General features: G+C 36.7%; 29 protein-coding genes. 25 read left to right on the top strand and 4 right to left on the bottom strand.

The features are described from left to right. The first annotated feature begins 155 nt into the window (after positions 1-155). The 3 genes from IGK82_RS07190 (at position 156) to ffh (ending at position 2,465) form a co-directional block, all read left to right on the top strand. Positions 156-620, top strand: a complete 465-nt coding sequence (locus IGK82_RS07190; protein WP_002364031.1) for a DUF523 domain-containing protein — start codon at positions 156-158, stop codon at positions 618-620. Positions 621-703: 83 nt separating this feature from the next. Further along, positions 704-1,042 carry a putative DNA-binding protein gene (locus IGK82_RS07185; RefSeq protein WP_430605073.1) on the top strand — a complete coding sequence of 113 codons (339 nt, stop codon included), beginning with the start codon at positions 704-706 and terminating at the stop codon, positions 1,040-1,042. Between the two features lie 4 nt (positions 1,043-1,046). Beyond that, positions 1,047-2,465 carry a signal recognition particle protein gene (ffh, locus tag IGK82_RS07180; RefSeq protein ID WP_002361897.1) on the top strand — a complete coding sequence of 473 codons (1,419 nt, stop codon included), beginning with the start codon at positions 1,047-1,049 and terminating at the stop codon, positions 2,463-2,465. Positions 2,466-2,539: 74 nt separating this feature from the next. Here the strand turns inward: ffh and IGK82_RS07175 are convergent, their stop codons facing one another. Further along, positions 2,540-3,295: a MerR family transcriptional regulator gene (locus tag IGK82_RS07175; RefSeq protein WP_002357431.1), complete on the bottom strand. Its 756-nt coding sequence runs from the start codon at positions 3,293-3,295 to the stop codon at positions 2,540-2,542. Between the two features lie 117 nt (positions 3,296-3,412). Continuing rightward, positions 3,413-3,967 carry an NADPH-dependent FMN reductase gene (locus tag IGK82_RS07170; protein ID WP_002357432.1) on the bottom strand — a complete coding sequence of 185 codons (555 nt, stop codon included), beginning with the start codon at positions 3,965-3,967 and terminating at the stop codon, positions 3,413-3,415. A 141-nt stretch (positions 3,968-4,108) separates the two neighbouring features. On the opposite strand from IGK82_RS07170, the gene IGK82_RS07165 reads away from it, so the two are divergent. The 9 genes from IGK82_RS07165 (at position 4,109) to IGK82_RS07125 (ending at position 11,689) form a co-directional block, all read left to right on the top strand. Then, entirely contained in the window at positions 4,109-4,912 is an 804-nt protein-coding gene (locus IGK82_RS07165; RefSeq protein ID WP_002369325.1) for a GNAT family N-acetyltransferase, read from the top strand. Between the two features lie 146 nt (positions 4,913-5,058). Continuing rightward, positions 5,059-5,334, top strand: coding sequence for a 30S ribosomal protein S16 (gene rpsP / locus IGK82_RS07160; protein ID WP_002357434.1), 276 nt, complete (start codon positions 5,059-5,061; stop codon positions 5,332-5,334). A gap of 11 nt (positions 5,335-5,345) precedes the next feature. Then, a complete protein-coding gene (locus IGK82_RS07155; RefSeq protein ID WP_002357435.1) occupies positions 5,346-5,591 on the top strand; it encodes a KH domain-containing protein in 246 nt (81 codons plus the stop codon). Positions 5,592-5,711: 120 nt separating this feature from the next. After that, entirely contained in the window at positions 5,712-6,278 is a 567-nt protein-coding gene (locus tag IGK82_RS07150) for a hypothetical protein (protein WP_002357436.1), read from the top strand. Between the two features lie 214 nt (positions 6,279-6,492). Then, positions 6,493-7,434 carry a ribonuclease Z gene (rnz, locus tag IGK82_RS07145; RefSeq protein WP_002360200.1) on the top strand — a complete coding sequence of 314 codons (942 nt, stop codon included), beginning with the start codon at positions 6,493-6,495 and terminating at the stop codon, positions 7,432-7,434. Next, positions 7,435-8,223: an SDR family NAD(P)-dependent oxidoreductase gene (locus IGK82_RS07140; protein WP_430605072.1), complete on the top strand. Its 789-nt coding sequence runs from the start codon at positions 7,435-7,437 to the stop codon at positions 8,221-8,223. It abuts the gene before it with no gap. 16 nt (positions 8,224-8,239) lie between these two features. Then, positions 8,240-8,707 carry a LapA family protein gene (locus IGK82_RS07135; protein WP_002357439.1) on the top strand — a complete coding sequence of 156 codons (468 nt, stop codon included), beginning with the start codon at positions 8,240-8,242 and terminating at the stop codon, positions 8,705-8,707. Between the two features lie 154 nt (positions 8,708-8,861). Next, a complete protein-coding gene (gene recJ, locus IGK82_RS07130; RefSeq protein WP_016622394.1) occupies positions 8,862-11,174 on the top strand; it encodes a single-stranded-DNA-specific exonuclease RecJ in 2,313 nt (770 codons plus the stop codon). A gap of 2 nt (positions 11,175-11,176) precedes the next feature. Further along, positions 11,177-11,689 (top strand): adenine phosphoribosyltransferase, encoded by a 513-nt coding sequence (locus tag IGK82_RS07125; protein WP_002357441.1) that lies wholly within the window; start codon positions 11,177-11,179, stop codon positions 11,687-11,689. A gap of 104 nt (positions 11,690-11,793) precedes the next feature. Here IGK82_RS07125 and IGK82_RS07120 read toward each other — a convergent pair whose 3' ends face one another. Both IGK82_RS07120 and trhA read right to left on the bottom strand, forming a co-directional pair. Continuing rightward, positions 11,794-11,991 (bottom strand): hypothetical protein, encoded by a 198-nt coding sequence (locus tag IGK82_RS07120; RefSeq protein WP_002360203.1) that lies wholly within the window; start codon positions 11,989-11,991, stop codon positions 11,794-11,796. Between the two features lie 193 nt (positions 11,992-12,184). Continuing rightward, positions 12,185-12,838 carry a PAQR family membrane homeostasis protein TrhA gene (gene trhA, locus IGK82_RS07115; protein WP_002357443.1) on the bottom strand — a complete coding sequence of 218 codons (654 nt, stop codon included), beginning with the start codon at positions 12,836-12,838 and terminating at the stop codon, positions 12,185-12,187. A gap of 131 nt (positions 12,839-12,969) precedes the next feature. On the opposite strand from trhA, the gene IGK82_RS07110 reads away from it, so the two are divergent. The 13 genes from IGK82_RS07110 to IGK82_RS07050 all read left to right on the top strand — a co-directional run bounded on the left by IGK82_RS07110 (position 12,970) and on the right by IGK82_RS07050 (position 23,254). Then, positions 12,970-13,812, top strand: a complete 843-nt coding sequence (locus tag IGK82_RS07110; RefSeq protein WP_002357444.1) for a DegV family protein — start codon at positions 12,970-12,972, stop codon at positions 13,810-13,812. A gap of 103 nt (positions 13,813-13,915) precedes the next feature. Continuing rightward, positions 13,916-14,815, top strand: a complete 900-nt coding sequence (locus tag IGK82_RS07105) for an SGNH/GDSL hydrolase family protein (RefSeq protein ID WP_002365717.1) — start codon at positions 13,916-13,918, stop codon at positions 14,813-14,815. Continuing rightward, a complete protein-coding gene (locus tag IGK82_RS07100; RefSeq protein ID WP_002357446.1) occupies positions 14,808-15,461 on the top strand; it encodes a YpmS family protein in 654 nt (217 codons plus the stop codon). Before IGK82_RS07105 ends, IGK82_RS07100 begins: the two co-directional genes overlap by 8 nt. Positions 15,462-15,477: 16 nt before the next feature. Further along, positions 15,478-15,993, top strand: a complete 516-nt coding sequence (gene msrA, locus IGK82_RS07095) for a peptide-methionine (S)-S-oxide reductase MsrA (RefSeq protein WP_002357448.1) — start codon at positions 15,478-15,480, stop codon at positions 15,991-15,993. Between the two features lie 5 nt (positions 15,994-15,998). Beyond that, the gene (locus IGK82_RS07090; protein ID WP_002357449.1) at positions 15,999-16,217 is read left to right on the top strand and encodes a YozE family protein; all 219 of its coding nucleotides are present in this window, start codon (positions 15,999-16,001) and stop codon (positions 16,215-16,217) included. 199 nt (positions 16,218-16,416) lie between these two features. Next, complete coding sequence (locus IGK82_RS07085; RefSeq protein ID WP_002365715.1) at positions 16,417-17,859, top strand: S41 family peptidase; 1,443 nt, start codon at positions 16,417-16,419, stop codon at positions 17,857-17,859. A gap of 18 nt (positions 17,860-17,877) precedes the next feature. Then, positions 17,878-18,432 (top strand): signal peptidase I, encoded by a 555-nt coding sequence (gene lepB / locus IGK82_RS07080; RefSeq protein WP_002382369.1) that lies wholly within the window; start codon positions 17,878-17,880, stop codon positions 18,430-18,432. Between the two features lie 114 nt (positions 18,433-18,546). Then, positions 18,547-18,996, top strand: coding sequence for a hypothetical protein (locus IGK82_RS07075; RefSeq protein WP_002357452.1), 450 nt, complete (start codon positions 18,547-18,549; stop codon positions 18,994-18,996). A 148-nt stretch (positions 18,997-19,144) separates the two neighbouring features. Next, positions 19,145-19,513 carry a GntR family transcriptional regulator gene (locus IGK82_RS07070; RefSeq protein ID WP_002394486.1) on the top strand — a complete coding sequence of 123 codons (369 nt, stop codon included), beginning with the start codon at positions 19,145-19,147 and terminating at the stop codon, positions 19,511-19,513. Next, a complete protein-coding gene (locus tag IGK82_RS07065; protein ID WP_010709452.1) occupies positions 19,510-20,364 on the top strand; it encodes an ATP-binding cassette domain-containing protein in 855 nt (284 codons plus the stop codon). The genes IGK82_RS07070 and IGK82_RS07065 overlap by 4 nt, the downstream gene beginning before the upstream one ends. A gap of 1 nt (position 20,365) precedes the next feature. Further along, positions 20,366-21,097, top strand: a complete 732-nt coding sequence (locus IGK82_RS07060; RefSeq protein WP_002410158.1) for a hypothetical protein — start codon at positions 20,366-20,368, stop codon at positions 21,095-21,097. A 192-nt stretch (positions 21,098-21,289) separates the two neighbouring features. Beyond that, the gene (locus IGK82_RS07055; protein ID WP_002357457.1) at positions 21,290-21,970 is read left to right on the top strand and encodes an ABC transporter ATP-binding protein; all 681 of its coding nucleotides are present in this window, start codon (positions 21,290-21,292) and stop codon (positions 21,968-21,970) included. Beyond that, positions 21,971-23,254, top strand: a complete 1,284-nt coding sequence (locus IGK82_RS07050) for an ABC transporter permease (protein WP_002357458.1) — start codon at positions 21,971-21,973, stop codon at positions 23,252-23,254. The last annotated feature ends 72 nt before the right edge of the window (positions 23,255-23,326 follow it).

The raw sequence follows: 23,326 nt of genomic DNA, 5'->3' as shown, positions 1-23,326 counted from the left end.
ACTCCTTCAAGAAATTTCTGAAAATAAGTGTATATTTCACTATTGTTAGTTTAACATATTTTTAGAGGAAGAACGTACTTTAAAGTAAGCGAGAATGCTACTTTTGAGAAAAGTCAACTCATGGTATAATAGAGAAATGAAATGAGGAGAAGCGAATGATTGGTATTAGTAGTTGCTTAGGTGGGATTTGTTGCCGTTACGATGGAAAATCTCAAGAACAAGAAGCGTTAAAACAACTTGTAACTAATGGAAAAGCAATAATGATTTGTCCCGAAGTTTTAGGAGAGTTGCCTATTCCACGTCCGCCAGCAGAAATCATTGGCGGGGATGGCTTTGATGTTTGGGCGAATACTGCTTATGTATATACGGATAACGGGGAAGATGTGACTGAGGCATTTAAAGCAGGGGCACAACGCGCGTATCAAAAATTAAAAGCCCAACAAATTACAACCTTGATTTTGAAAGAAAAAAGTCCCAGCTGTGGCAGCCAGCTGATTTATGATGGACAATTTTCTGGCATTAAAAAAGCTGGAGTTGGAGTCGCAACTGCTTATTTTATTCAACAAGGAATGACCGTTTATTCTGAAGAAACATGGCAACTTGCGGACATTTCTTTTTAAAAGGTAAAAACTTAGTAAAAAAAGATTGACTATTCCCTATGAAATCGGTAACCTATAAGGGATTGAAGATGGGAGCACGGCTCATGGAAATGGAAAAAACAAACCGCATGAATGCGTTATTTGAATTTTATTCGACATTATTAACGGAAAAGCAGATGAATTATATGGAGCTTTACTATGCTGATGACTTTTCTTTAGGAGAAATTGCGGAAGAATATGAGGTTAGTCGCCAAGCGGTTTATGATAACATTAAACGAACCGAAAAAATTTTAGAAGAATGCGAAAAAAAGTTACATCTTTATTCAAACTATGTTGTACGGAAAGAATATCTTGAACAACTACAGCAGTATGTTCAAGAAACTTATCCCAAAGATAGTGAAATCAAAAAATATATTGAACAAATTCAAGAAATAGAGGAATGAAACTATGGCTTTTGAGAGTTTAACAAACCGCCTACAACAGGCAATGAGTAAAATCCGTCGTAAGGGAAAAGTTTCCGAAGCCGACGTAAAAGAAATGATGCGAGAAATCCGTTTGGCTTTATTAGAAGCCGACGTTAATTTACAAGTGGTCAAAGATTTCACAAAACGTGTCAGAGAACGGGCAGTAGGAGTCGAAGTATTAGAAAGCTTATCACCAGCCCAACAAATTGTAAAAATTGTTGATGAAGAATTAACGAAAACGTTAGGTTCAGAAACGGTTGAACTGAATAAATCTCCAAAAATCCCGACAGTGATTATGATGACAGGGTTACAAGGGGCTGGTAAAACAACTTTTACTGGTAAATTAGCAAAACACTTAATGAAAACTGAAAACGCTCGTCCGCTTTTAATCGCTGGTGACGTTTATCGTCCAGCAGCGATTGATCAGTTGAAGGTTTTAGGTCAACAATTAGAAGTTCCCGTTTTTGATATGGGAACAGATGCTAATCCAGTGGAAATTGTTCGTCAAGGGTTAGCATTAGCAAAAGAAAAGAAAAATGATTATGTCTTAATTGATACGGCCGGCCGTTTACACATTGACGAAGCTTTAATGGACGAATTGAAACAAATTAAAGAGTTGGCTGATCCCAATGAAATTCTGTTAGTTGTTGATGCGATGACGGGGCAAGATGCTGTCAACGTTGCAGATAGTTTTAATGAACAGCTTGGAATTACTGGGGTTGTTATTACCAAAATGGATGGCGATACTCGTGGGGGGGCTGCGCTGTCAATTCGGGCAGTAACGGGTGCTCCGATTAAATTTGTCGGTTCTGGTGAAAAATTAACCGATTTAGAAATTTTCCATCCCGATCGTATGTCGAGTCGTATCCTAGGTATGGGGGACATGTTGACGCTAATTGAAAAAGCGCAACAAGATTACGATGAGAAAAAAGCAGAAGAACTTGCTCAAAAAATGAAAGAAAACAGTTTTGACTTTAACGATTTCATTGAGCAATTGGATCAAGTTATGGGCATGGGACCGATTGAAGACTTATTAAAAATGATCCCTGGAATGAGTAACATGCCTGGTATTGAAAATGTCAAAGTCGATCCAAAAGATGTGGCACGGAAACGGGCGATGGTCTTATCAATGACCCCTGCAGAACGTGAAAATCCTGATCTATTAAATCCTAGTCGCCGCCGCAGAATTGCAGCTGGTTCAGGAAATAGTGTGGTTGAAGTCAATCGTATGATTAAACAATTTAAAGAATCCAAAAAAATGATGCAACAAATGTCCAAAGGGGATATGAACATTCCTGGTATGGATCAAATGTTAGGTGGCGGCGTTAAAGGCAAGCTAGGTAAAATGGCCATGAATCGTATGATGAAGAAAAACAAAAAGAAGAAAAAGAAAAAAAGATAAACAGGCTTTAGTTAATTATTGGAAGAAACAGAAAGTGCGTCATCAGTCTCTTCGACTGATGGCGCACTTTCTGTTTAAGCGTAGTTTTGGATAATTGCGTTTAACGCTTCGGCAAAACCAGCGCCGTGTTGTTCATAATATGACGTAAATCGTTCATCGCCAACATACATAAGGCCTAACCCTTTGTGTGCTTCTGGCGAATAGCTTGACCAAGAGTACATTAACCAATCTTTGTGTAATTGGAAAATTTCTTGCGCAAGTTGGCTAGTCAACTTGGGTGATTTTTGATACATGGCTAACTTAGAAAATAAATCTTTTTCCACGTTCTGCATTGCTTGCATGTCTTTTTCCGTCAAGTTTAAATATTTTTTGTTGGCTTGTTCAATCGTTTCGTTGCCATATTTTTCCCGAATCTCTTTACCATATTTTTCTTCGTTTTCTTGAACTTTTTGTTGTTTGAATGCTTCGAATTTTTGCTGATCTGACATGTTTATCTCTCCTTTGTAATGGTGTAAGGTTTGTTGAACAGAGGCTAAAAGACGATCAATTTCATTGCGCTTTTCCAATAGTTTTTGTTGATGCTCGTATAAAGCCTGTTCAACATTAAAGTCAGGTTGCTCCAAAATTTCTTTAATTTCATCTAGTTTCAGATCCAATTCACGGTAAAAAAGAATTTGTTGCAAACGATTCACCTCGGCTTGCCCGTAAATTCGATAACCAGAAGAATTAATTCTGGCTGGTTGAAGAAGACCAATTTCATCATAATATCGTAACGTCCGTGCACTGACGCCAGATAGTGAAGCCATTTTTTTAATTGTATATTCCATCATTCATTCCTCCTGACAAAATCTATCATAAACCTTTACGTAACGAGAGGGTCAAGCAAAAAAATAAAAAAAGTGAGACAACCTGTAAAAAGTTGCCTCACTTTTTCTCGATTGATTCAATTAGGCAGTTAAGCGATTAAAGAAATCCACGTAAGCATCTACAATTGATTGTAAGAAGCCAACAGTGCCATCAATAATTTTACCATCTTCACCAATTAAGTTCGTAATACCGCCAATATAGGCTTCAGGTTGTTGTAAAGTTGGAACATTTAAGAAGACTAATGATTGTCTTAAATGATGGTTCGCACCAAATCCGCTAATTGCACCTGGTGAAACACTCACCACAAGTCCTGGTTTTTTATCCCAAACGCTTTCGCCATACGGACGTGAACCGACATCCAATGCATTTTTTAAAACAGCTGGTACTGAACGGTTATATTCTGGTGTTACAAACATTACGCCATCTACTTGTTTAACTTCTTCACGGAATGTTGTCCAAGCTTCGGTGGGGGTTCCTTCATCATCCAAATCTTGATTGTATAATTCTAAATCACCTATGTTAATGAAAACAGGTTCGAAATCAGCTGGAAATAAGTCCGCCATTGTTTTTGCTACCAATTTGTTAAATGAATCTTTTCTTAAACTCCCTACAAAAATACCAATTTTTTTTGTCATGTAAATCCCTCCATTTTTCTTTTACTTACTTTATGATAGTACTTTTTCAAAAAAAGCGCAAACGTTTTATCCTTGTACATTGTTGAACTTCGTAACTTCACGTATAATAGCTAGTAAAAGGATGAGTAAAGGAGCAACTGCTTGAATAAAAAAATAAATTGGCGCCGACAGTTAACACAGTTGGAGAAACAAACATTGACTGAATTAAAAAACAAGGAAATGATTAAACAAGGAACTTTTTATAAATTGGAACAAACATTTCCTGAGGAATCAGCTTATACTTATTATGGTTTATACAGGAAGGAACAAACCATTCAAGCATATATCGTAGGGTATTGTTTTGATGGGGAAACCTTGGAAGCGACGATTGTTGCGCCAAATGTAGGACCATTTTTTGAAGAACTTGTTCAAGAACTCGAAAAGCAAGCAGCTTTGTGGGGAATGAAAGAAGTCTTTCTCGTGATGGACGACAAGCAATCTGTTGGCCTGAATTATTTTAATAGACAAGGAATTGTGCCAGCTTTTTCAGAACAGTATCTGGTTTTTCAAAGAGAAACTTACTCACAGGCGTTGGCGAAGCTGACACTTCTCCGACCACAAGTGGCTGATTTGGATTCCTTGGCTAGGTTACTCGAAGGTACGCCTTTGCCGGAGGACCTTCAACGAACACTTATTTATAAAGAAAACAATCAACTTTTAGCCACGCTACGTTTGGATCATTTTGAAAACGAATGGGGGATTTATGGCTTTGTTGTGACAAAAACGCAACGAGGTCGCGGTCTTGGCCGTCAAGTGTTACAGTCTGCGCTCCGAATGATTTTAGAAAATTCAGCTTCAGCGACTATTTTTTTAGAAGTTGAAACAGAAAATCAAGCAGCGCTTCATCTCTATCAAACAGAAGGCTTTCAAGTGAGAAACCAGTACAACTATTATCAAATTTTGTAAAAATTCTTCATTATTTCGTTTGTTTTCCTGCAAATTGGCTAAAAAAATTGAAAAAAAGTAAAGGTGTCAAGAAAAAACTCTTTACAGGTTGTTGTTAATCTGTTAAACTAACTCTTGTGATTAAGTTAATGGAGGTGTATTTAATAATGGCAGTTAAAATTCGTTTAAAACGTATGGGTTCTAAAAAGAGTCCTTTTTACCGTATTGTAGTAGCTGATTCTCGTTCTCCTCGTGATGGACGTTTCATCGAAACTGTAGGTACTTACAACCCTTTGAAAGACCCTGCAGAAGTAGTTTTAAAAGAAGATTTAGTTTTAGATTGGTTATCTAAAGGTGCGCAACCTTCTGATACAGTTCGTAACATCCTTTCAAAAGAAGGCGTTATGAAAAAACATCATGAAGCTAAAAACGTTAAGAAATAAGGTGATTGAATATGGCAGATGTGAAAGAGTTAATTTTAACTATTGTCCGTCCGTTAGTCAGTCAACCTGAAGCAGTCTCATTAGAAATTGAGGAATCAACTGATTTCCTCGAGTATAATTTGACTGTGGCCAAAGAAGATATTGGACGTATCATTGGTAAACAAGGGCGTGTTGCAAAAGCAATTCGGACAATTGTTTATAGTGTACGTATCGATGGTCCGAAAAAGGTCCGTTTAAATATTCTTGATGGTAAATAAGCATTAACAAGGAGGTAGCCTAGCTATCTTCTTTTTTTATACATAACCAAAAAGTTTTCATTGCTAGAGATAGGCCTTTCTTGCTAAAATAGATGTATCCAGAATAAAGGAGCGATTTGTATGGCAAAACGAATTATCATTATGAACTTTGATATTGAAAGTAAATCGTACCAAGCATTTTCCGAAATAAAAAAGATGCAGGCAGAAAGACAGCTTAAAGGTGAGCAAATGGCGGTTGTTACGCATGTTAATGATGGCCAGCATCAATTTAAAATCAATGATTTTATCGATTTTACAGGCAACAATCATACATCAAAAGATAGCATGATTGGGATGCTAGTAGGCATATTAGGTGGTCCTCTGGGCATTCTTTTTGGCTGGTTTGCTGGAAGTATGTATGGTGCAAGCAAAGACGCCAAAGAAATTCAAGAAGCACAAACGGTTTTTGAACATGTGATTCAAAAGATTGATGAAGGACAAACGGGATTGTTATTAATTGCAGAAGAAGAAGACAACCGTCCGCTCAACCAATTGGTTATGTTTGACTTAGGTGGCGAAATCACGCGGCTTGATTTAGAGGAAGTCCAACAAGAAATTAACGATGCGAACGAAGTTGCAAATGAAGCGAAACAATCGTGGCAAGCAAAAAAAGAACAACACAAAGAAGCAACATCGAAAGAAGAATAAGGAGCAAAGACTGTTTTCTGAATAAAGGAAAACAGTCTTTTAAAATACTAAGAAATCACGGTTTTTTATGGTAGTTTGCTAATTTTTTGTTATTTTATCGTAAAATACGGTAAACTAAGAAGGAAACTTTGAGAAAATAGATAAATTATTATTTGCTAAAGGAGCAAACTTCTTCTAAAATAAAAAGGAAGTTTAAAAGAAAGTATGGTAGCAGATGGAAATACAATTTTTAGGAACAGGCGCTGGTGTACCAGCAAAACATCGCAATGTCACAGGAATTGCGTTGAAATTATTAGATGAACGAAATGCAGTTTGGCTCTTCGATTGTGGGGAAGGGACTCAATTGCAAATTTTAAAAAGTAGTATTCGCCCAAGAAAAATTGAAAAGATTTTTATTACACATTTACATGGGGATCATATTTTTGGTTTACCTGGTTTGTTAAGTAGTCGTTCTTTTCAGGGCGGGACAGAACCTTTAGAAATCTATGGACCAGTTGGGATTGCTGACTTTGTCAAGACTTCTTTACGGGTCTCGCAATCGCGGTTGTCCTATCCACTGAAATTTATTGAATTAACGAAAGAAAATGACGTTATTTTTAAAGATAAACAATTCACTGTTCGCTGTAATATCTTGGACCATGGCATCACGAGCTTTGGCTATCGAATTGAGGAAGCAGCGCATGAAGGAGAATTACAAGTAGAGAAACTTCAAGCTTTAGGGATTCCTTCTGGGCCGTTGTATGGCAAACTCAAACGTGGTGAAACGATTGTTTTTGATGGACAGGAAATTAATGGACAAGCGTTTGTGGGAGAGCGTAAACCTGGACGAATCGTGACGATTTTAGGAGACACTCGCAAAACCAAAAATAGTGTAACTTTAGCACGACGAGCGGATGTTTTAGTCCATGAAAGTACGTTTAATAAACACGAAGCAAAAATGGCAAAAGCCTACTTCCACTCAACCAGTCAACAAGCAGCTGAAGTTGCAAAAGAAGCGCAAGTAAAACAACTTATTTTAACGCATATTAGTGCCCGTTATTTAACCAAAGAAGCCTATCAGCTTCAAGAAGAAGCCCAAGAAATTTTCCCCAATACAAAAATCGTAAAAGATATGGATATCATTGAGATTCCATTTGCCAATGAAGGAGGAGCTTAGATGGATTTAACAAATAAAGTCGTTGTCGTAACTGGAGGTTCAGCTGGTTTAGGTGAACAAATTTGTTATGAAGCAGCTAAACAAGGGGCGGTCGTCGTTGTCTGCGCCCGCAGAATTAATTTGATTGGTAAAGTTCGCGAGCAGTGTGCTGTTTTAAGCGGACGAGAAGCATTTTCTTATCAATTAGATATTGCCGATCCAGAAAGTGTTGAACGTGTGGTTGAAGCTATTTCAGCAGAAGTTGGTCCTATAGATGTTTTAGTCAACAATGCTGGTTTTGGCTTGTTTGAAAATTTTGTTGAAATTGACTTGGCTGTTGCACGCCAAATGTTTGATGTCAACGTTCTAGGAATGATGACGTTTACTCAAAAAGTAGCTATTAAAATGATTGAAGCTGGGCAAGGACATATTATCAACGTTGCTTCAATGGCTGGGAAGATGGCTACAGCTAAATCAACCGTTTATTCTGCAACGAAATTTGCTGTGTTAGGTTTTTCAAATGCTTTACGTTTAGAATTGAAACCGTTGGGTGTAGCAGTAACGACTGTCAATCCAGGACCAATCCAAACAGAATTCTTTGATAAAGCGGACTCGACAGGCACATATCTAGCTGCGGTGGATAAAATTGTTTTGGACCCTACGAAATTAGCGAAAGAAGTGGTTGGGAGTATGGGGACTTCTCGACGTGAGATTAATCGTCCATTTGTCATGGAAGCGGCAGCCCGCTTTTATACATTGTTTCCACATTTAGGAGATTTCATAGCGGGAAATATTTTAAATAAAAAATAAAGGAGTCGATCAAGTCATGAAAAATCAATGGCGTGTTATTTTGGGCCTTGTGTTGGTCTTAATTGTTGTTATTTTTGCTGTTTTAAATAATCAAGCTGTTCCAGTAAACTTTGGTTTTACTAAAATTAGTGGACCGTTAATCTTAATTATTTTAGGTTCTGCAATTATTGGCGCACTAGTTGGGTTACTAACCTCCACAACCACCATTTGGAACCAACGTAAGGAATTAAAAGCTGTACAAAAAGAGTTGGATATTTATAAAAATGATATGGATAAATTAGTCAAAGAAGAAACGGAAAAAGTTCAACGTTCTTTTGATAATCAATTGGCTGATTTGCAAGCCAAACAAGCGGCAGCACCACAAGTCGCAGAACCAGTGGTCAACGAACAAACATCAAACACAGAAGTAGACGCAACGCCTGTGTCAGGTAGTCGTATTGATCGTTATGTGAAACCTCGTGTGAATGAAGAGGAACAAAAATAAGGAAGAGACTTTATCACTAAGTTTCTTTTAAAATAAAACTGTGATATCTGCTATTTATCTAACAGATATCACAGTTTTTTTCTCAGATTTAAAAAAATGCTTTCTTTAGTTTTTGGAAAAATTTTGCTATAATTACTTGGTTAGGAGTGACGTCGTGAAAAAATCAAACTATCAATGGCAGTTACAGACAAAGACAGAATTACCTGTAGAATTTATAGAACAATTAAAAAAAGAACAAATTAATCCATTAATTGGCCAACTTTTATGGCACCGCAATATCCGGACAGAAGAAGCATTACGTAAGTTTCTACATCCGACTATCGAAGATATTTATGATCCGTTCTTAATGCATGATATGGAGAAAGCGGTAGCCCGCATCCAGCAAGCCGTCGAAGCGGGTGAACAAATCCTTGTCTATGGGGATTATGATGCAGATGGTATCACTAGTACCACGGTTATGAAAGAAGCAATCGAATTAGTCGGTGGCATGGTTCAGTACTTTCTACCGAATCGTTTTGTTCATGGATATGGACCTAATAAAGACGTATTTGCTGAACAAATTGAACAAGGAGTCCAATTAATTGTAACCGTTGATAATGGTGTAGCCGGACATGAAGCAATTAACTACGCTATGGCACAAGGAGTAGATGTAATCGTTACTGACCATCATGAATTGCCTGAACAATTACCAGAAGCCTATGCGATTGTCCACCCTAGACATCCGCAAGGAGACTATCCTTTTGGAGATTTAGCTGGTGTTGGTGTGGCTTTCAAAGTCGCTACTGCGTTACTTGGTGAATTGCCAATTGAGTTATTAGATTTGGTAGCAATTGGGACAATTGCTGACTTGGTTTCATTAACCGATGAAAATAGAACGTTTGTCAAAATGGGCCTGCAAATGATTCAAACTGGTGATCGAATTGGTTTAGACGTTTTATTACAAGAAGCGGGTGTGAAAAAGGAAGCTGTTTCAGAAGAATCAATTGGCTTTACCATTGGACCTCGTTTAAACGCGTTAGGTCGATTAGGGGAAGCCGCACCAGGTGTTGAATTAATGACTACATTTGATGAAGAGCAAGCGCTGGAAATCGCTAAATATATTGATCAACAAAACAATGAACGAAAAGACATTGTAACGACAATTGCCAAAGAAGCGCTGGATTTAATCGACCCGAATGCGCCGGTCCATATTTTAGCGAAACAAGGCTGGCATGAAGGCGTCTTAGGGATTGTCGCGGGCCGCATTATGCAAGAAACGGGGAAACCAACCATTATTTTAGCAATAGATGAATCTGGTACGACCGCTAAAGGCTCTGGACGTAGCATTAGCGCATTGAATCTCTATGAGGCGTTGAACGAAGTGCGTGAGCAATTCACTCATTTTGGTGGGCATCATATGGCAGCGGGAATGACTTTACCTGTTGAAAATATTCCTTTTGTTCAAGAACATTTGGCACACTTTATTGAAAAAAATCAAATTGATATGGCTAATGGACAAGAGTTGCTCATTAGTGAGAGCTTAGCGGTTTCGCAGGCAACGACTACTTTTATTGATCAATTGCGTATTTTGGCGCCTTTTGGGACTGATAATACTGTTCCAACTTTTGTATTTAAGGAAATCACGCCTACGCAAATTCGTCAAATTGGTGCAGATAATGCACATCTGAAATTTCAAATGAATCAAGAAGGGGCACAATTGGATGCAATTGCTTTTCAAATGGGGCCTCAAGCGGATGAACTAGCACAAGGAACCGCCGATGTGGCAGGCCAACTTTCCATCAATGAATGGAATGGTCGTAAGAAACCACAATTAATGGTGACTGATTTTGCTGTATCGGGAAGACAATTATTTGATTTTCGTGGCAAAAATAATCAAACGAAACCAATTCCTTCAGAAGCAACAGCTTATCTTTTGTTTGATGAAAAAAATCAAAAATTCATTTCAGATCCAACCGCTAATATTATTGTTTGGTCAAACCAAGAAGAATTGGTGGAAGCTGTTTCTCAAAATCAAATCGAACAACTGGTTTTTGTCGACTGTCCTGTGGAAGCAATCACGGTTAAAGAAATTGTTGAAGCGACTGAGATACAACGTATATACATGATGTTTATTTCACCAGAAGAAGCTTATTTAAACGGTATGGCTTCACGTGAACAATTTGCAACATTGTATAAATTTATTTTGCAGCAAAAAGAAGTAAATCTACGTTCCCAGCTATCGAAGGTGGCAAATTACTTAAATATCCAAGAAAAATTATTAATTTTCATGATACAGGTGTTTTTTGACTTAGGATTTGTTACAATAGAAAGCGGTGTTTTAAACAGTATTGAGAAACCCGACAATCGACCATTGACTGAAAGTCAAGTGTACCAACAACGATTGAAAAAAATAAAAACAGAAGAATTTCTACTTTACAGTGATTGTCAAACAATACAACAATGGCTGTGGAATGAGGAGGACAAATAAAAATGGATTTAAGAGATTACATTGCAAGCATTCCAGATTATCCTGAGAAAGGGATCGTGTTCCGTGACATTTCTCCATTAATGGCTAATGGGGATGCCTACCGTGAAGCAACGAAACAAATCGTGGATTACGCGAAAGAAAAAAGAATTGATATGGTTGTAGGACCGGAAGCTCGTGGCTTTATTGTCGGCTGTCCAGTGGCTTATGAACTAGGGGTTGGCTTTGCTCCGGTTCGTAAAAAAGGAAAACTTCCTCGTGAAACCATCGAAGTGACTTATGACTTAGAATATGGTTCAGATACATTAACGTTGCACAAAGATGCCATCACACCAGGTCAACGTGTTTTGATTTGTGATGACTTGTTAGCAACTGGTGGTACAATTAAAGCAACCATCGAATTAGTCGAACAATTAGGTGGTATTGTGGTTGGTTGTGCGTTCCTAATTGAATTAATGGATTTACATGGCCGTGATAAAATTGATGGCTACGATATTGTTACCTTAATGGAATACTAATCTAATTTAATTAGAAAGAGCGAAGGATTTAATCCTTCGCTCTTTCTTTGACATATTTATAAAAACGGAGCATAGCTTGGGGGGACACACCGTTTTATTATTTATTAAGGGAACTTACGATAAACGTATCTTGCTTGCTGTTGTTTACGTGTACGTGTATAACGCTTCTCATCCCATGACATAAACCAAAGAATAAATAACGGCGTCACGATCATAAAAGCAAGACGTAATCCTAATGTTCCCAAAAAAATACCTATAACCAATACAAAAAATAAAAATCCAACACGACGAATTGCTTCCATGTGTATCACCTCTTCATTTGATTCGAACTAGTGTTCGTATTGTTATTATACGAATGTATGTTCGTTTTGTAAAGTCTTTTCTACTAATTTATGTTAAAATAATTCGAAAAGAAGAATAATCCTTTATAATAAAGAGATTTAGGGCAATAAAAGAACACGATGCTTTGAGCATCGTGTTCTTATTGTGCTGTGATTACGTATAAAAGAGAACAGAAAAATACATGAGAATCGCTGCAAGCATGACGAACAAGTGCCAAACCACATGCATAAACCGCACATTTTTCAATGAATAGAAGGCTGCACCTAATGTGTAAGACACACCCCCTGCGACCAATAACGCTGTTCCTGTAAACCCAAGAGATTCATATAACGGACGAGCAGCGATGATACAGAGCCAACCTAAAACAATATAAATAATCGTTGAAATGTTTTTCACTGTTTCTTGTTTATGCAACGTGAGGGATTTATAGACAATACCGACGATGGCGATTAACCAAACTAAACTGAATAAAGTCCAACCTAACCAGCCGCCAATACTAATTAAGCAAAATGGCGTATAGCTGCCAGCAATCAATAAGAAAATAGAACTATGATCGAAGACCTGAAAGACTTTTTTGGCTCTTGTAAAAATTAAACTATGAAATAACGTTGAAGATAAAAAAAGTAGAATCAACATGGAGCCATAAATAGCATAAGATACCACGTGAATCGGTGAGCCTAAACGAGCTCCTTTAACAAGTAAAATGACTAAGCCAGCAATACTTAAACCTGCGCCTATGCCATGTGTAACTGCATTTAAGACTTCGTTCACGATTAGGTATTTTTTTGAGAAATGCGTTTTTTCCAATAAATTCACTTCCTTTATTTTAATTTGATGAAAAATTCGGCAGTGTCTGTTATACTATAACTAGATAATTAACCGTTTAATGGTATTCTACCATGAAAACAGGTTCCTTTTAAAGAAAGAGTGATAAATTTATGACAAACGTTAAAATCGTAACGGATTCTTCATGTACGATGGAAAAAAGTCTTAGAGATGAATTAAATATCCATATGATGCCTTTATCAATTATGGTTGATGGCGTTGTTTATCCAGATGATGATCATTTGCCAGGCGAAAAATTTATGGACATGATGGCTAATGCGAAGGCCTTACCCAAAACGAGTCAACCACCAATTGGTGAATTTGTAGAATTATATGATCGCTTAGGTGAAGATGGCAGTGAAGTAATTTCGATTCACATGACAAAAGGCTTAAGTGGAACGGTTGAAGCGGCCCGTCAAGCTAGCAACTTATCATCAAGTAAAGTAACGGTGATTGATAGCGATTTTACAGACCAAGGTTTGTCTTTCCAAGTCATTCAAGCAGCAAAATTGGCACAAGCGGGAGCGGGTGTTCCAGAAATTTTAGCTGAAATTGAACGCGTCAAACAAAATACTAAATTATACATTGGCATTTCAACATTAGATAATTTGGTTAAAGGTGGACGAATCAGCCGTACAACAGGATTATTATCAAACATTTTTAATATGAAAGTTGTCATGGACTTTGAAAATACGGAATTGATTCCTGTAGCGAAAGGCCGAGGCGTTAAAACGTTTAATAAATGGTTTGACGAATTGAAATCAGAATTAAGTAAGATTCCAAATGTTCGACAAATTGGCATTTCTCATGCGGATGGGCTAGAACTAGCAAATGGATTCAAAGAAGGATTACAAGCAATCTTTAAAGACATGGATATTCCCGTATTACATACGAATCCAGTCATTGCAACACATACAGGAAAAAATGCCTTTGCTATTATGTACTATACAGACTAAGAAATAACGAGGTTGGGTCTCACTCTTAAATGAGTAGACGCAACCTCTTTCTAACAAGAAAAGGAAAATTTCTTGTTAGTTTATTTAAAAGGAAGTGACGAAGATGAAAAAACAAACACAGCATATTTTGCTGACCGTCTTAACACCTATCCTCATTGCGCTAGGTGTTTTTACATTGTTAAGTGTGGCCATCCCCAAAGCAAAGCCACTATTAAAGCAAGAGAAAGTGGCCACAACTGCTCAAAAAAATCAAAAAGAAGTCATTCATTATACAGCAATCGGTGATTCTTTAACTGAAGGAATTGGCGATTTGACGAATAGTGGAGGTTTTGTTCCTATTGTGGCAGATGATTTAAAAGAACACTACAACTTGAACGGTGTTCAAACAGACAATTTTGGGAAAAATGGGGATCGTAGTGATCAAATTTTAAAACGAATCAAAGAAAAACCTGAAATTCAAAAGGGCCTTGCCTCTGCGGACGTGATTACGCTAACGGTTGGCGGAAATGACTTAATGAAAGTAATTAGTAGTAATATTTTCGACTTGAAAGTCAGCTCGTTCAATCGTCCACAAAAAGCCTATCAACGCCGAGTAAGACGACTACTTGAAGAAATCCGAGAGTACAACGAGAAGGCCCCTATTTATGTCTTAGGAATTTACAATCCCTTCTACTTAAACTTTTCCGAAATTACAGAAATGCAAGAAATCGTTGATAACTGGAATCAAGCAACCGAAGAAATGGTTCAAGAGCAAAAACGAGCCTATTTCATTCCTATCAATGATTTACTCTATAAAGGTCGTGGCGATGAAGTTGGCGTAACTGGTGGTGACTCAGAAACTACAGGAAGTAGTGCTAGCAAAGAGGATTTAAACAATTTGTTATATGAAGAAGATCGCTTCCATCCGAATAATCTTGGCTACCAAATTATGGCCGGAGCTGTCCGGGATGAAATGGTCAAGACAGAGAAAGAATGGATAACCAAATCAGAAGGTAGTGAATAAAATGAATGAAGAAAAGCCAAAAACAAGTAAATCAATTAAAAAGACACAACCAACCAATCTTAAACGAAATCCCTGGAAAATCGCTTTTCTTGTTCTAGTGGGTTTAGTCATTGGTAGTGTAGCTTTCGTGACATTTCGAGCAACACAAGTTCGCGAACCAGATTTAAAGAAAATACCAGCAATTGTTGAAAAAGAAGGCGAGCCAGTCGTCACCATTCAGTCAAAAAAACAACAAGTGAACAAACTGATTGACTTTTATTTAGCCGACTTTCAAAAAGGCTCGGAGATTAAATATAAATTTTATTTAGAAAATGATGCTTTATTAAATGGAACATTTCAGGTGTTAGGGCATGACATTCCTTTTTACTTATATTTTGATCCTTACGTGATGGCGAATGGTAATGTACAATTAAAAGCAAAAAGTTTATCTATAGGAACGTTAGGCTTGCCAATTAAAGAAGTATTGAAATTTGCTAAACGTTCTTACAAACTACCTAAATGGGTTGAAATCAATCCAGATGATCAAACTGTTTTATTACGTTTAGATCAGTTTAGAATGCAAAATGGTCTATTTGTTCGAGCAGAAAAGATTAATTTAGTTGACGATGACATTCGGATGAATATATACTTGCCAAAAGAGAAATAAAAAAGGAGTGTTAGAGATGGAAGAAAAAGCAATTTTTGCAGGCGGCTGTTTCTGGTGTATGGTGCAGCCTTTTGATACACAACCAGGGATTATCTCAGTTGTTTCGGGTTATACAGGTGGGCACGTGCCTAATCCAACATATGAACAGGTTCTAACACACACAACAGGCCATACGGAAGCAGTAGAAATCACTTTTGATCCAGCGATTATTTCTTACGAACAATTAGTGGATATTTATTGGCAACAAACAGATCCTACTGATGCTTTCGGTCAGTTTCAAGACCGCGGCGATAATTATCGGCCAGTTATTTTTTATCGTTCCCAAGAACAAAAAGAAATTGCTGAGAAAAGTAAAGAACGTCTAGCTAATAGTGGCCGTTTTACAGAACCAATTGTTACCACCATCGAACCAGCAGCACCATTTTATCCTGCTGAAGAATACCATCAAGACTTTTATAAAAAAGACGCTTTGCGTTATGGATTGTCCCATCAACGTAGAAGTGAATTTATTGAAGAAAAATGGAGTGATTAATTTACATGAGACGAAGCTTTTACCATTACTTAATGACATTAAAAGGTCCGGCTAAAGATCCTGAAACTGATTTTGCCAATGAAGCGGCCAAAGATATTCAGTTTCCAAAACAAACCGAGGATTATCATGAACTTTCTTCTTATTTAGAAATGAATGCTGACTATTTAAGTAACATGGACATCTTTGATGAGTTATGGGAAAAGTACCTTGAAAACAATAAATAAATCCAGAGCGTGGGACAAAAACTGATAAACGGCGGGAACAGAAGCAACTCCTTCGGAAATAAGCCGAAATTCTCCAAAAATTAAAGAACAATTTTCGGAAATTCCTTCTTATTTCTCGGAGTTAAACGCTTCTGGCCCGACCTCTTTTTTCATTCATGTTATAGTAAACAAAAGTAGTGACGAATTTGTTAGAAATGAGATGAAATCTATGAAGAACAAACGAACTGTTCCTTTTTATCAATATATTATTTCGCTCCTCTGTGTCGCATTTTTAGCTGGAGGAAGTAGTTATATTTATTTTGATCATCGTGTTAAAAAGATGAGTCAAGAAGGGGCAATTACCAATGCTGATTTAAGCAAAGTGCAGGATTTATATAATGAAATTAGTACCAATTATGTAGGTGAAGTAGATAAAAATGAATTAGTTGAAGGCGCCTTAAAAGGCATGTCTGAAGCCATTGGAGACCCATACTCAACTTATCTAAATGAATCTGCTGCCAATGATTTAAACGAAAGCTTATCTGGTGATTTTGAAGGAATTGGTGCCACTATGACAATGAAAGATGGCGAACCAGTTGTAGCAGAGGCCCCTGTAGCAGATTCCCCAGCTGAAAAAGCGGGAATCAAAGAAGGCGATATTATTGAAAAAGTTGATGGTACAGCTACAAAAGGGATGAAACTAGCAGAAGTCGTCTCAAAAGTCCGAGGAAAAAAAGGAACTTCCGTTGAATTGACTATCCAAAGAGAGGGAGAAACTAAAAATATCTCAATCAAACGTGGGAAAATTCCCGTTAAAACAGTGACTGGTGAGTTAGACAAAAATGATGCACAAATTGGCTCGATTAAAATTACGTCCTTTGGTAAAAAAACATATCAAGAATTGAAAGAAACAATCACGAATTTACGTGCCAAAGGAGCTAAATCCTTTGTAATTGATGTACGCCAAAATCCTGGTGGACTGCTAGATCAAGCAGAGCGAATGGCCAGTATGTTTTTAAAAAATGGCGAAACAATTGTTCAATTTGAAGACAAAAAAGGACGTACGATGAAAGAAGTTGCTTCCAAAGAATTAGACGACGGCTTTAAAGTAAAAGAACCTGTTGCAGTTATCATTGATGGCAATAGTGCCAGTGCATCCGAAATTTTTGCTGCAGCACTGCATGAATCTGCGAATGTCCCATTAATTGGAACGAAAACATTTGGCAAAGGAACGGTCCAAACGGTGAAAGATTTAAATGACCAAACCGAAATAAAATTGACTGTTTTAAAATGGTTAACACCAAAAGGCGAATGGATCAACGAAAAAGGAATTGAACCAACCATCAAAGCTGATTACCCCGAGTATGCCTATTTAAAATTGATTCCTCGCGATAAAACGCTAAAAGAAGGAGATCAATCTGAAGATATTCAGAACTTAAATGCTATTTTAGCTGTATTAGCGTATCCTGTTGATGAAAACAATGCAAACTACACCGCAGAAACAAAAGCAGCGGTTAGCGATCTTCAACAGAAAAATGGCTTGCCTGTAACTGGAGAAATCGACAATGAAACAGCCACAAAAATTGAAGCCACTTTAGGTAAATTAATTCTTGAAAATGACGCTGCCTACGATACAGCAGTCAAAGAAATTCAAAAAAACTAGAAAAAAGGTGGCACGAAGTTGAAGAAGAAACGTGATTATGTTGGGTATTTAATGTACTTTCTGAAAATTTTAGTACCAGCAATCGTAGCCGTTTTTATTTTAAGAGGATTTTTCCTGATTCCTGTTCGGGTGGATGGCCATTCTATGCAAAAAACCTTGAATCAAGGAGATATGATTGTGATGGAAAAATTCTCCGCCATTAAACGGTTTGATGTGGTGGTCTTTAAAACAGACACAGGATCGATTCTGATTAAACGTGTGATTGGTTTACCAGGAGAAGCTGTGCGTTACGAAAACGATCAGTTATATGTCAATAATCAGCCAATCGCTGAACCGTATTTAACTAAAAACAGAAAAAAAGATCATGAAACGATGCCTTACACTACGAATTTTGATTCAAAAGAATTGTTAATGCAAGAAAAATTACCTAAAGATAGCTATTTTGTACTTGGTGATAATCGCCGTATGTCCAAAGACAGCCGTTCTTTTGGTGCAATACATGCAGATCAAATCTTAGGGAAAGCACAATTTGTTTATTACCCACTCACTCATATGAAGATCATTCCTAAATAAGTAAGACCACTAGTTCGTTTATTTAAATAACGACTAGTGGTCTTTTCTAATCTGAAAAATTGTTCTCTTAGCTGAAAAATGTTAAGGTTAAAGTAATGATAGATGTAGGAGGTCATGCAAATGATTAGAAAAACAATTTTAGCAAGTTCTATCTTAGGCGTTGGGTTGCTAATTGGTGCATGTGGGAATCAAACCCAAACTCAAATGAATTCAACTAATACCAGTGAATCATCACAGCCTAAAGTAACCGAATCAAGTCGCAAGTCATCTGAAAGTGCGTCTAATAACGAAGGTGTATCAAGCGATTCTAGTAAATCCACAAGTTCCACTACAGAATCAGAAATCTTAAAAGGTCTGGCGGAAGAAAAAACGCTAAAAGAAAAAATCCCGTCCTTAAATCAAACAACGATTAAGAAAGTCACTGATAATGAGTATAAACGCATTCTTGTGATGGAAGAAAAGGCTACAGGAACGACCTATAAAAGTATTTTGATAAAAAAACAAAATCGCTTAAAAATTGTCAACGAAACAACCGATGAATTGTTATACAATGGAACCCTATAAGAACGAAACCATTCAATAAACTCAAAAGTATAGCCATTGTTTTCAAAGAAAAATTTCTTTGGAAACAATGGTTTTTTTATTGACAAAAGAATTTCTAAGATATATAGTTAGTTACATAAGTAGTTAACCGTTTAAGTGAGGTGTAAAAATGGAATTTAATTTTTCGGGGGAAAAGCCTTTATTTCAGCAAGTAGCCGATCAGATTGCCGAAGGAATTTTTAATGGCGCTTACTTAGAAGGCGAACAAATTCCCTCAACCACAGAAATATCAAAAAGTTATCAAATCAACCCAGCCACCGTTTTAAAAGGAATGAATTTATTAGTAGAACGACAGTTGATTGAAAAGAAACGGGGGATTGGCATGTTTGTTTTACCAGGCGCTCAAGAGAGAGTAAGAAGTGTACGGAAAGAAGAATTTTTAAATAAAGAAGTCTTAGAAGTTGTCGCAGAAGCTAAAAAATTAGGGATTACAGCTGAACAATTAAAACAACTAATTGAAAGAGGGTATGACGCATGAGTTTGCGGGTGGAATCAGTAAGTAAAAAATATCATCAAAAAAAAGCACTAGATAATATTTCAATTACTTTTGAAAAAGAAACGATTTATGGGCTCTTAGGCAGAAACGGGGCTGGTAAAAGTACGTTATTAAATATCATTAATAATCGAAGTTTTGCCACTTCAGGTTCCGTTCAATTGGCGGGAGAAACAGTGACCGATAATGAGACTGCTTTGAATCATATTTACTTAATGAGTGAAGATAATTTATTTCCTCCTCAGTTAAAAATTAAAGATATTTTTAAAACGACTGAAGGTTTTTATGGATCCTTTGACTGGTCTTTGGCCGAACAAATGTTAAGCGATTTTGATTTAGATGGTAAAAAGACATTCAAAAAATTATCAACTGGTTATCGGAGTATTGCTAAACTAATAGTGGCGCTATCGGTCCCCTGTGAGTATATTTTTTTAGATGAGCCAGTCTTAGGTTTAGACGCCAATCATCGGGAATTATTTTATACTTATTTAATTGAGACATACCAAGAACGTCCCCGTACGTTTGTGATTTCCACCCATTTGATTGAAGAAATTGCGAATTTATTAGAAGATATTATCATCATTGATCAAGGAAAATTGATTCGCGCAGAATCTATTGAAACAATTTTGAAAAACGGTCGCATTGTTTCTGGGCCGAAAGAACAAGTAGAGCGCTATACTCAGTCATTGGAAATCTTAGGCAGGGACACTTTAGGTGGGGCAGTTACGGCTTACGTGTACGGCGACTTGCCGACTGAAAAAGCAGAGGTTCAAATTGCGCCGCTAAATTTACAAACATATTTTGTGCAATTAACCAATAGAAAGAAGGAAAAGTAAAATGAAATTTAAAACAGCTTTGCGGTATCGTGTTATTTATCAAGTCCGTTCCTTAGCAATTTATTTTGGCTTTTATGCTTTGTTCGGCATTCTTTTTCCTCTTATTGGCTTGCTCTTTTCTAACGACGTAAATACTGTCAGCTCTGATGCAGTAATTCCTTGTCTGGTTTTTATGGGGATACTATCATTTTTAGGGGTAAACACAGATTTTAAACTGTTTATTCAAAACGGGCTTTCCCGCTGGACGATTTTTTTGGTGAATTTTGTAAGTAATGCTATTTTATCTTTGGTTGGATCCTTGGCTGTACTTGTACTGATTAAAGTATTTAGCGGCAATTTCATTTCTCATTTTCAATTATCAATGAAATTAATTGATGTCTATGCACAAGGAAACTTTTTCATGTCGTGGTTGCTCTTTTTTATCTTACTAATGCTTAGTGGCTCACTTGGCTTGTTAGCAGGTGTCTTTAATGATCGGATAGATGGCGTAAAAAAACTCATTGTTTTATTGCTGTTATTAATGATTCCTATTTTACTGGGCACGATTGCACAATTAGGGGGGACACCAATGCGCCTGAGAATGCTCCACGTCTTGCAAGCAATGGTTGGTTATCAATCCACTGGTTTTACTGTCCTGCCACTTCTTCTGACAATCAGTTGCTTTGTTGGCATTAATCTTGGTTTGGCCTATTTATTGAATAAACATCGTGAAATTAAACGCGTAAATGCATAACTAATTAATAAGAACATGTTCAATGAGGTGAATTTGGAACATGTTCTTATTGTTTTAATTGAGAGATACATCGGAAGTACCATGACAAAGGAAAGGGCTTCCGTCAAAATAGAAAGAGAAGAAAGGAGTATGAAAAGAGTAAAAAACTTTGTAAATAAGTAAACGACAAAGAATGAAAAATGGAGGGGTAACATGGCGGTAATTGAAGCAAAAAATATTAAAAAAAGTTATGGAAAGAACGAAACAAAATTTGATGCGTTAAAAGGTGTTGATTTAAAAGTTGAAAAAGGTGAATCTGTGGCCATAATTGGTAAAAGTGGTTCTGGGAAATCAACATTTATGCACATTTTGGCATTGCTAGATCAACCAACTTCAGGAGATATTTATTTAAATGGTAAAAATGTTACTAGTATTAGAAAGAAAGTGCTGAATAAAACGAGAAATGAAGAATTTGGTTTTGTTTTTCAACAATTCTTTATGAATGCCAAGGATACAGTTTTAAATAATGTTCTTTTACCATTAAAAATCGGTGGGATTTCCGGTAGCAAGAGGAAAAAGATGGCTTTAGATGCGTTAAAAGCAGTCGGTTTGGAAGATAAAGTTCAAAATAAAGCGAATAATTTATCTGGTGGCCAAAAACAACGGGTATGTATAGCGCGTGCTTTAGTTAATAATCCGCAAATTATTTTTGCAGATGAACCTACAGGGAATTTAGATTCTGCCACTGGGAAGAAAATTGAAGAATTGTTATTTGATTTAAATAAAAATAAAGGAATTACCTTAATTATTGTGACACATGATCCAGACTTAGCAGCACGTTGTGATCGGCAAGTTCATGTTCGAGACGGCTTGATTGTAGGAGGAGATGAGTAAATGAAATTTAGAGATATTTTAAAATCAGCTAGTACCAATTTAATGCGTAATAAAGGTCGAACCGTATTGACCATTATTGCAATCTTTATTGGAGCATTTACCATAGCTTTAACTACAGGAGTCAATATTGGTGTAAATGATTATATTGACAAACAAGTCGGCAGTGTCGGTGGTGCAAATCAGCTATTTATTCAGCCAAAAATGGAGATGAATGTTGGTAACGGAACAGAACCAAGTAAATATAATCCAGAGAAAAAAACCAGTACGATTCAACAACAAAGTATGCTTGCTGAAAAAGATATTGAGAAGATTAAAAAAATCTCGGATGTTACATCAGTGGAACCAATGAAATCCGTTGCTATCGATTATATAAAAGGAGCAGATAAGCATAAATATGTATTTTCAGCAACTTCTGCGCTAGATGAGATGACCATTGATTTAGCGGCTGGCCGTAAAGTTTCGCAAACGAGCCAGGACTTCGAAATTAATTTGTCACCAGAATATGTAAAAGCGCTCGGCTATACATCTAGTAAAGCTGCCGTGGGAGAAACAGTTCAATTAGGTATCTCAAGTTCCTTGAAAGGACAAGAGCAAGTTATTGAAGCGAAAATTGTTGGCGTTAGAAATGCCAGTGTCATTCAAAATGGGCTCTCGTTGATGAATAAAGCATTGATTGATAAAGTTGTCTCAATCAATCAAGCAGATCTTCCAGAACATTTAAAAAATCAATACGCGATGATTATTGCTGAAGTTAAAAAAGACAGCACGCCAGAGCAGATTAAGGACATCAAAAAAGATTTAGACAAAGCTGGCTATTTAGCGACTACTGTCGAAGATGAAATTGGCATGATTCGTAATATAATCAATGCAATCACTGGTGTTTTAACCATGTTTGGTGCAATTGCCTTGTTAGCTGCAAGCTTTGGCATTATTAACACGCTGTATATGTCTGTCCAAGAAAGAACGCGAGAAATTGGTTTAATGAAAGCCATGGGTCTTAGCAATGGGAAAGTCTTTACAATTTTTAGTGTTGAGGCGGCTTTAATTGGCTTTTTTGGCTCAATATTAGGCATTTTAGGAGCTGTTGGGGTTGGAAATTTAGTTAATCGTTTGGCAACGGATTCTTTTTTAAAGGCTTTAACAGGATTTAAATTAATTCAATTTTCATTGCCATCTTCACTAACGATTATCTTAGTTATTATGTTTATTGCTTTTTTAGCAGGAACTTTACCAGCTCGAAGAGCAGCAAAATTAGATCCAATTGAATCTTTACGTTATGAATAATAGACTAAAAACAGCTACTTTCTCTCAATTTAACTAAAGCATATTCTTATATAAAAAGAAGGCAATAGGCGT

The sequence above is a fragment of the Enterococcus sp. AZ197 genome, from assembly GCF_050556405.1.
Taxonomy (GTDB): Bacteria; Bacillota; Bacilli; order Lactobacillales; family Enterococcaceae; genus Enterococcus; species Enterococcus faecalis.
The sequence above is the reverse complement of the archived record's forward strand: the minus strand, read 5'-3'. Positions and strand labels throughout refer to the sequence as shown.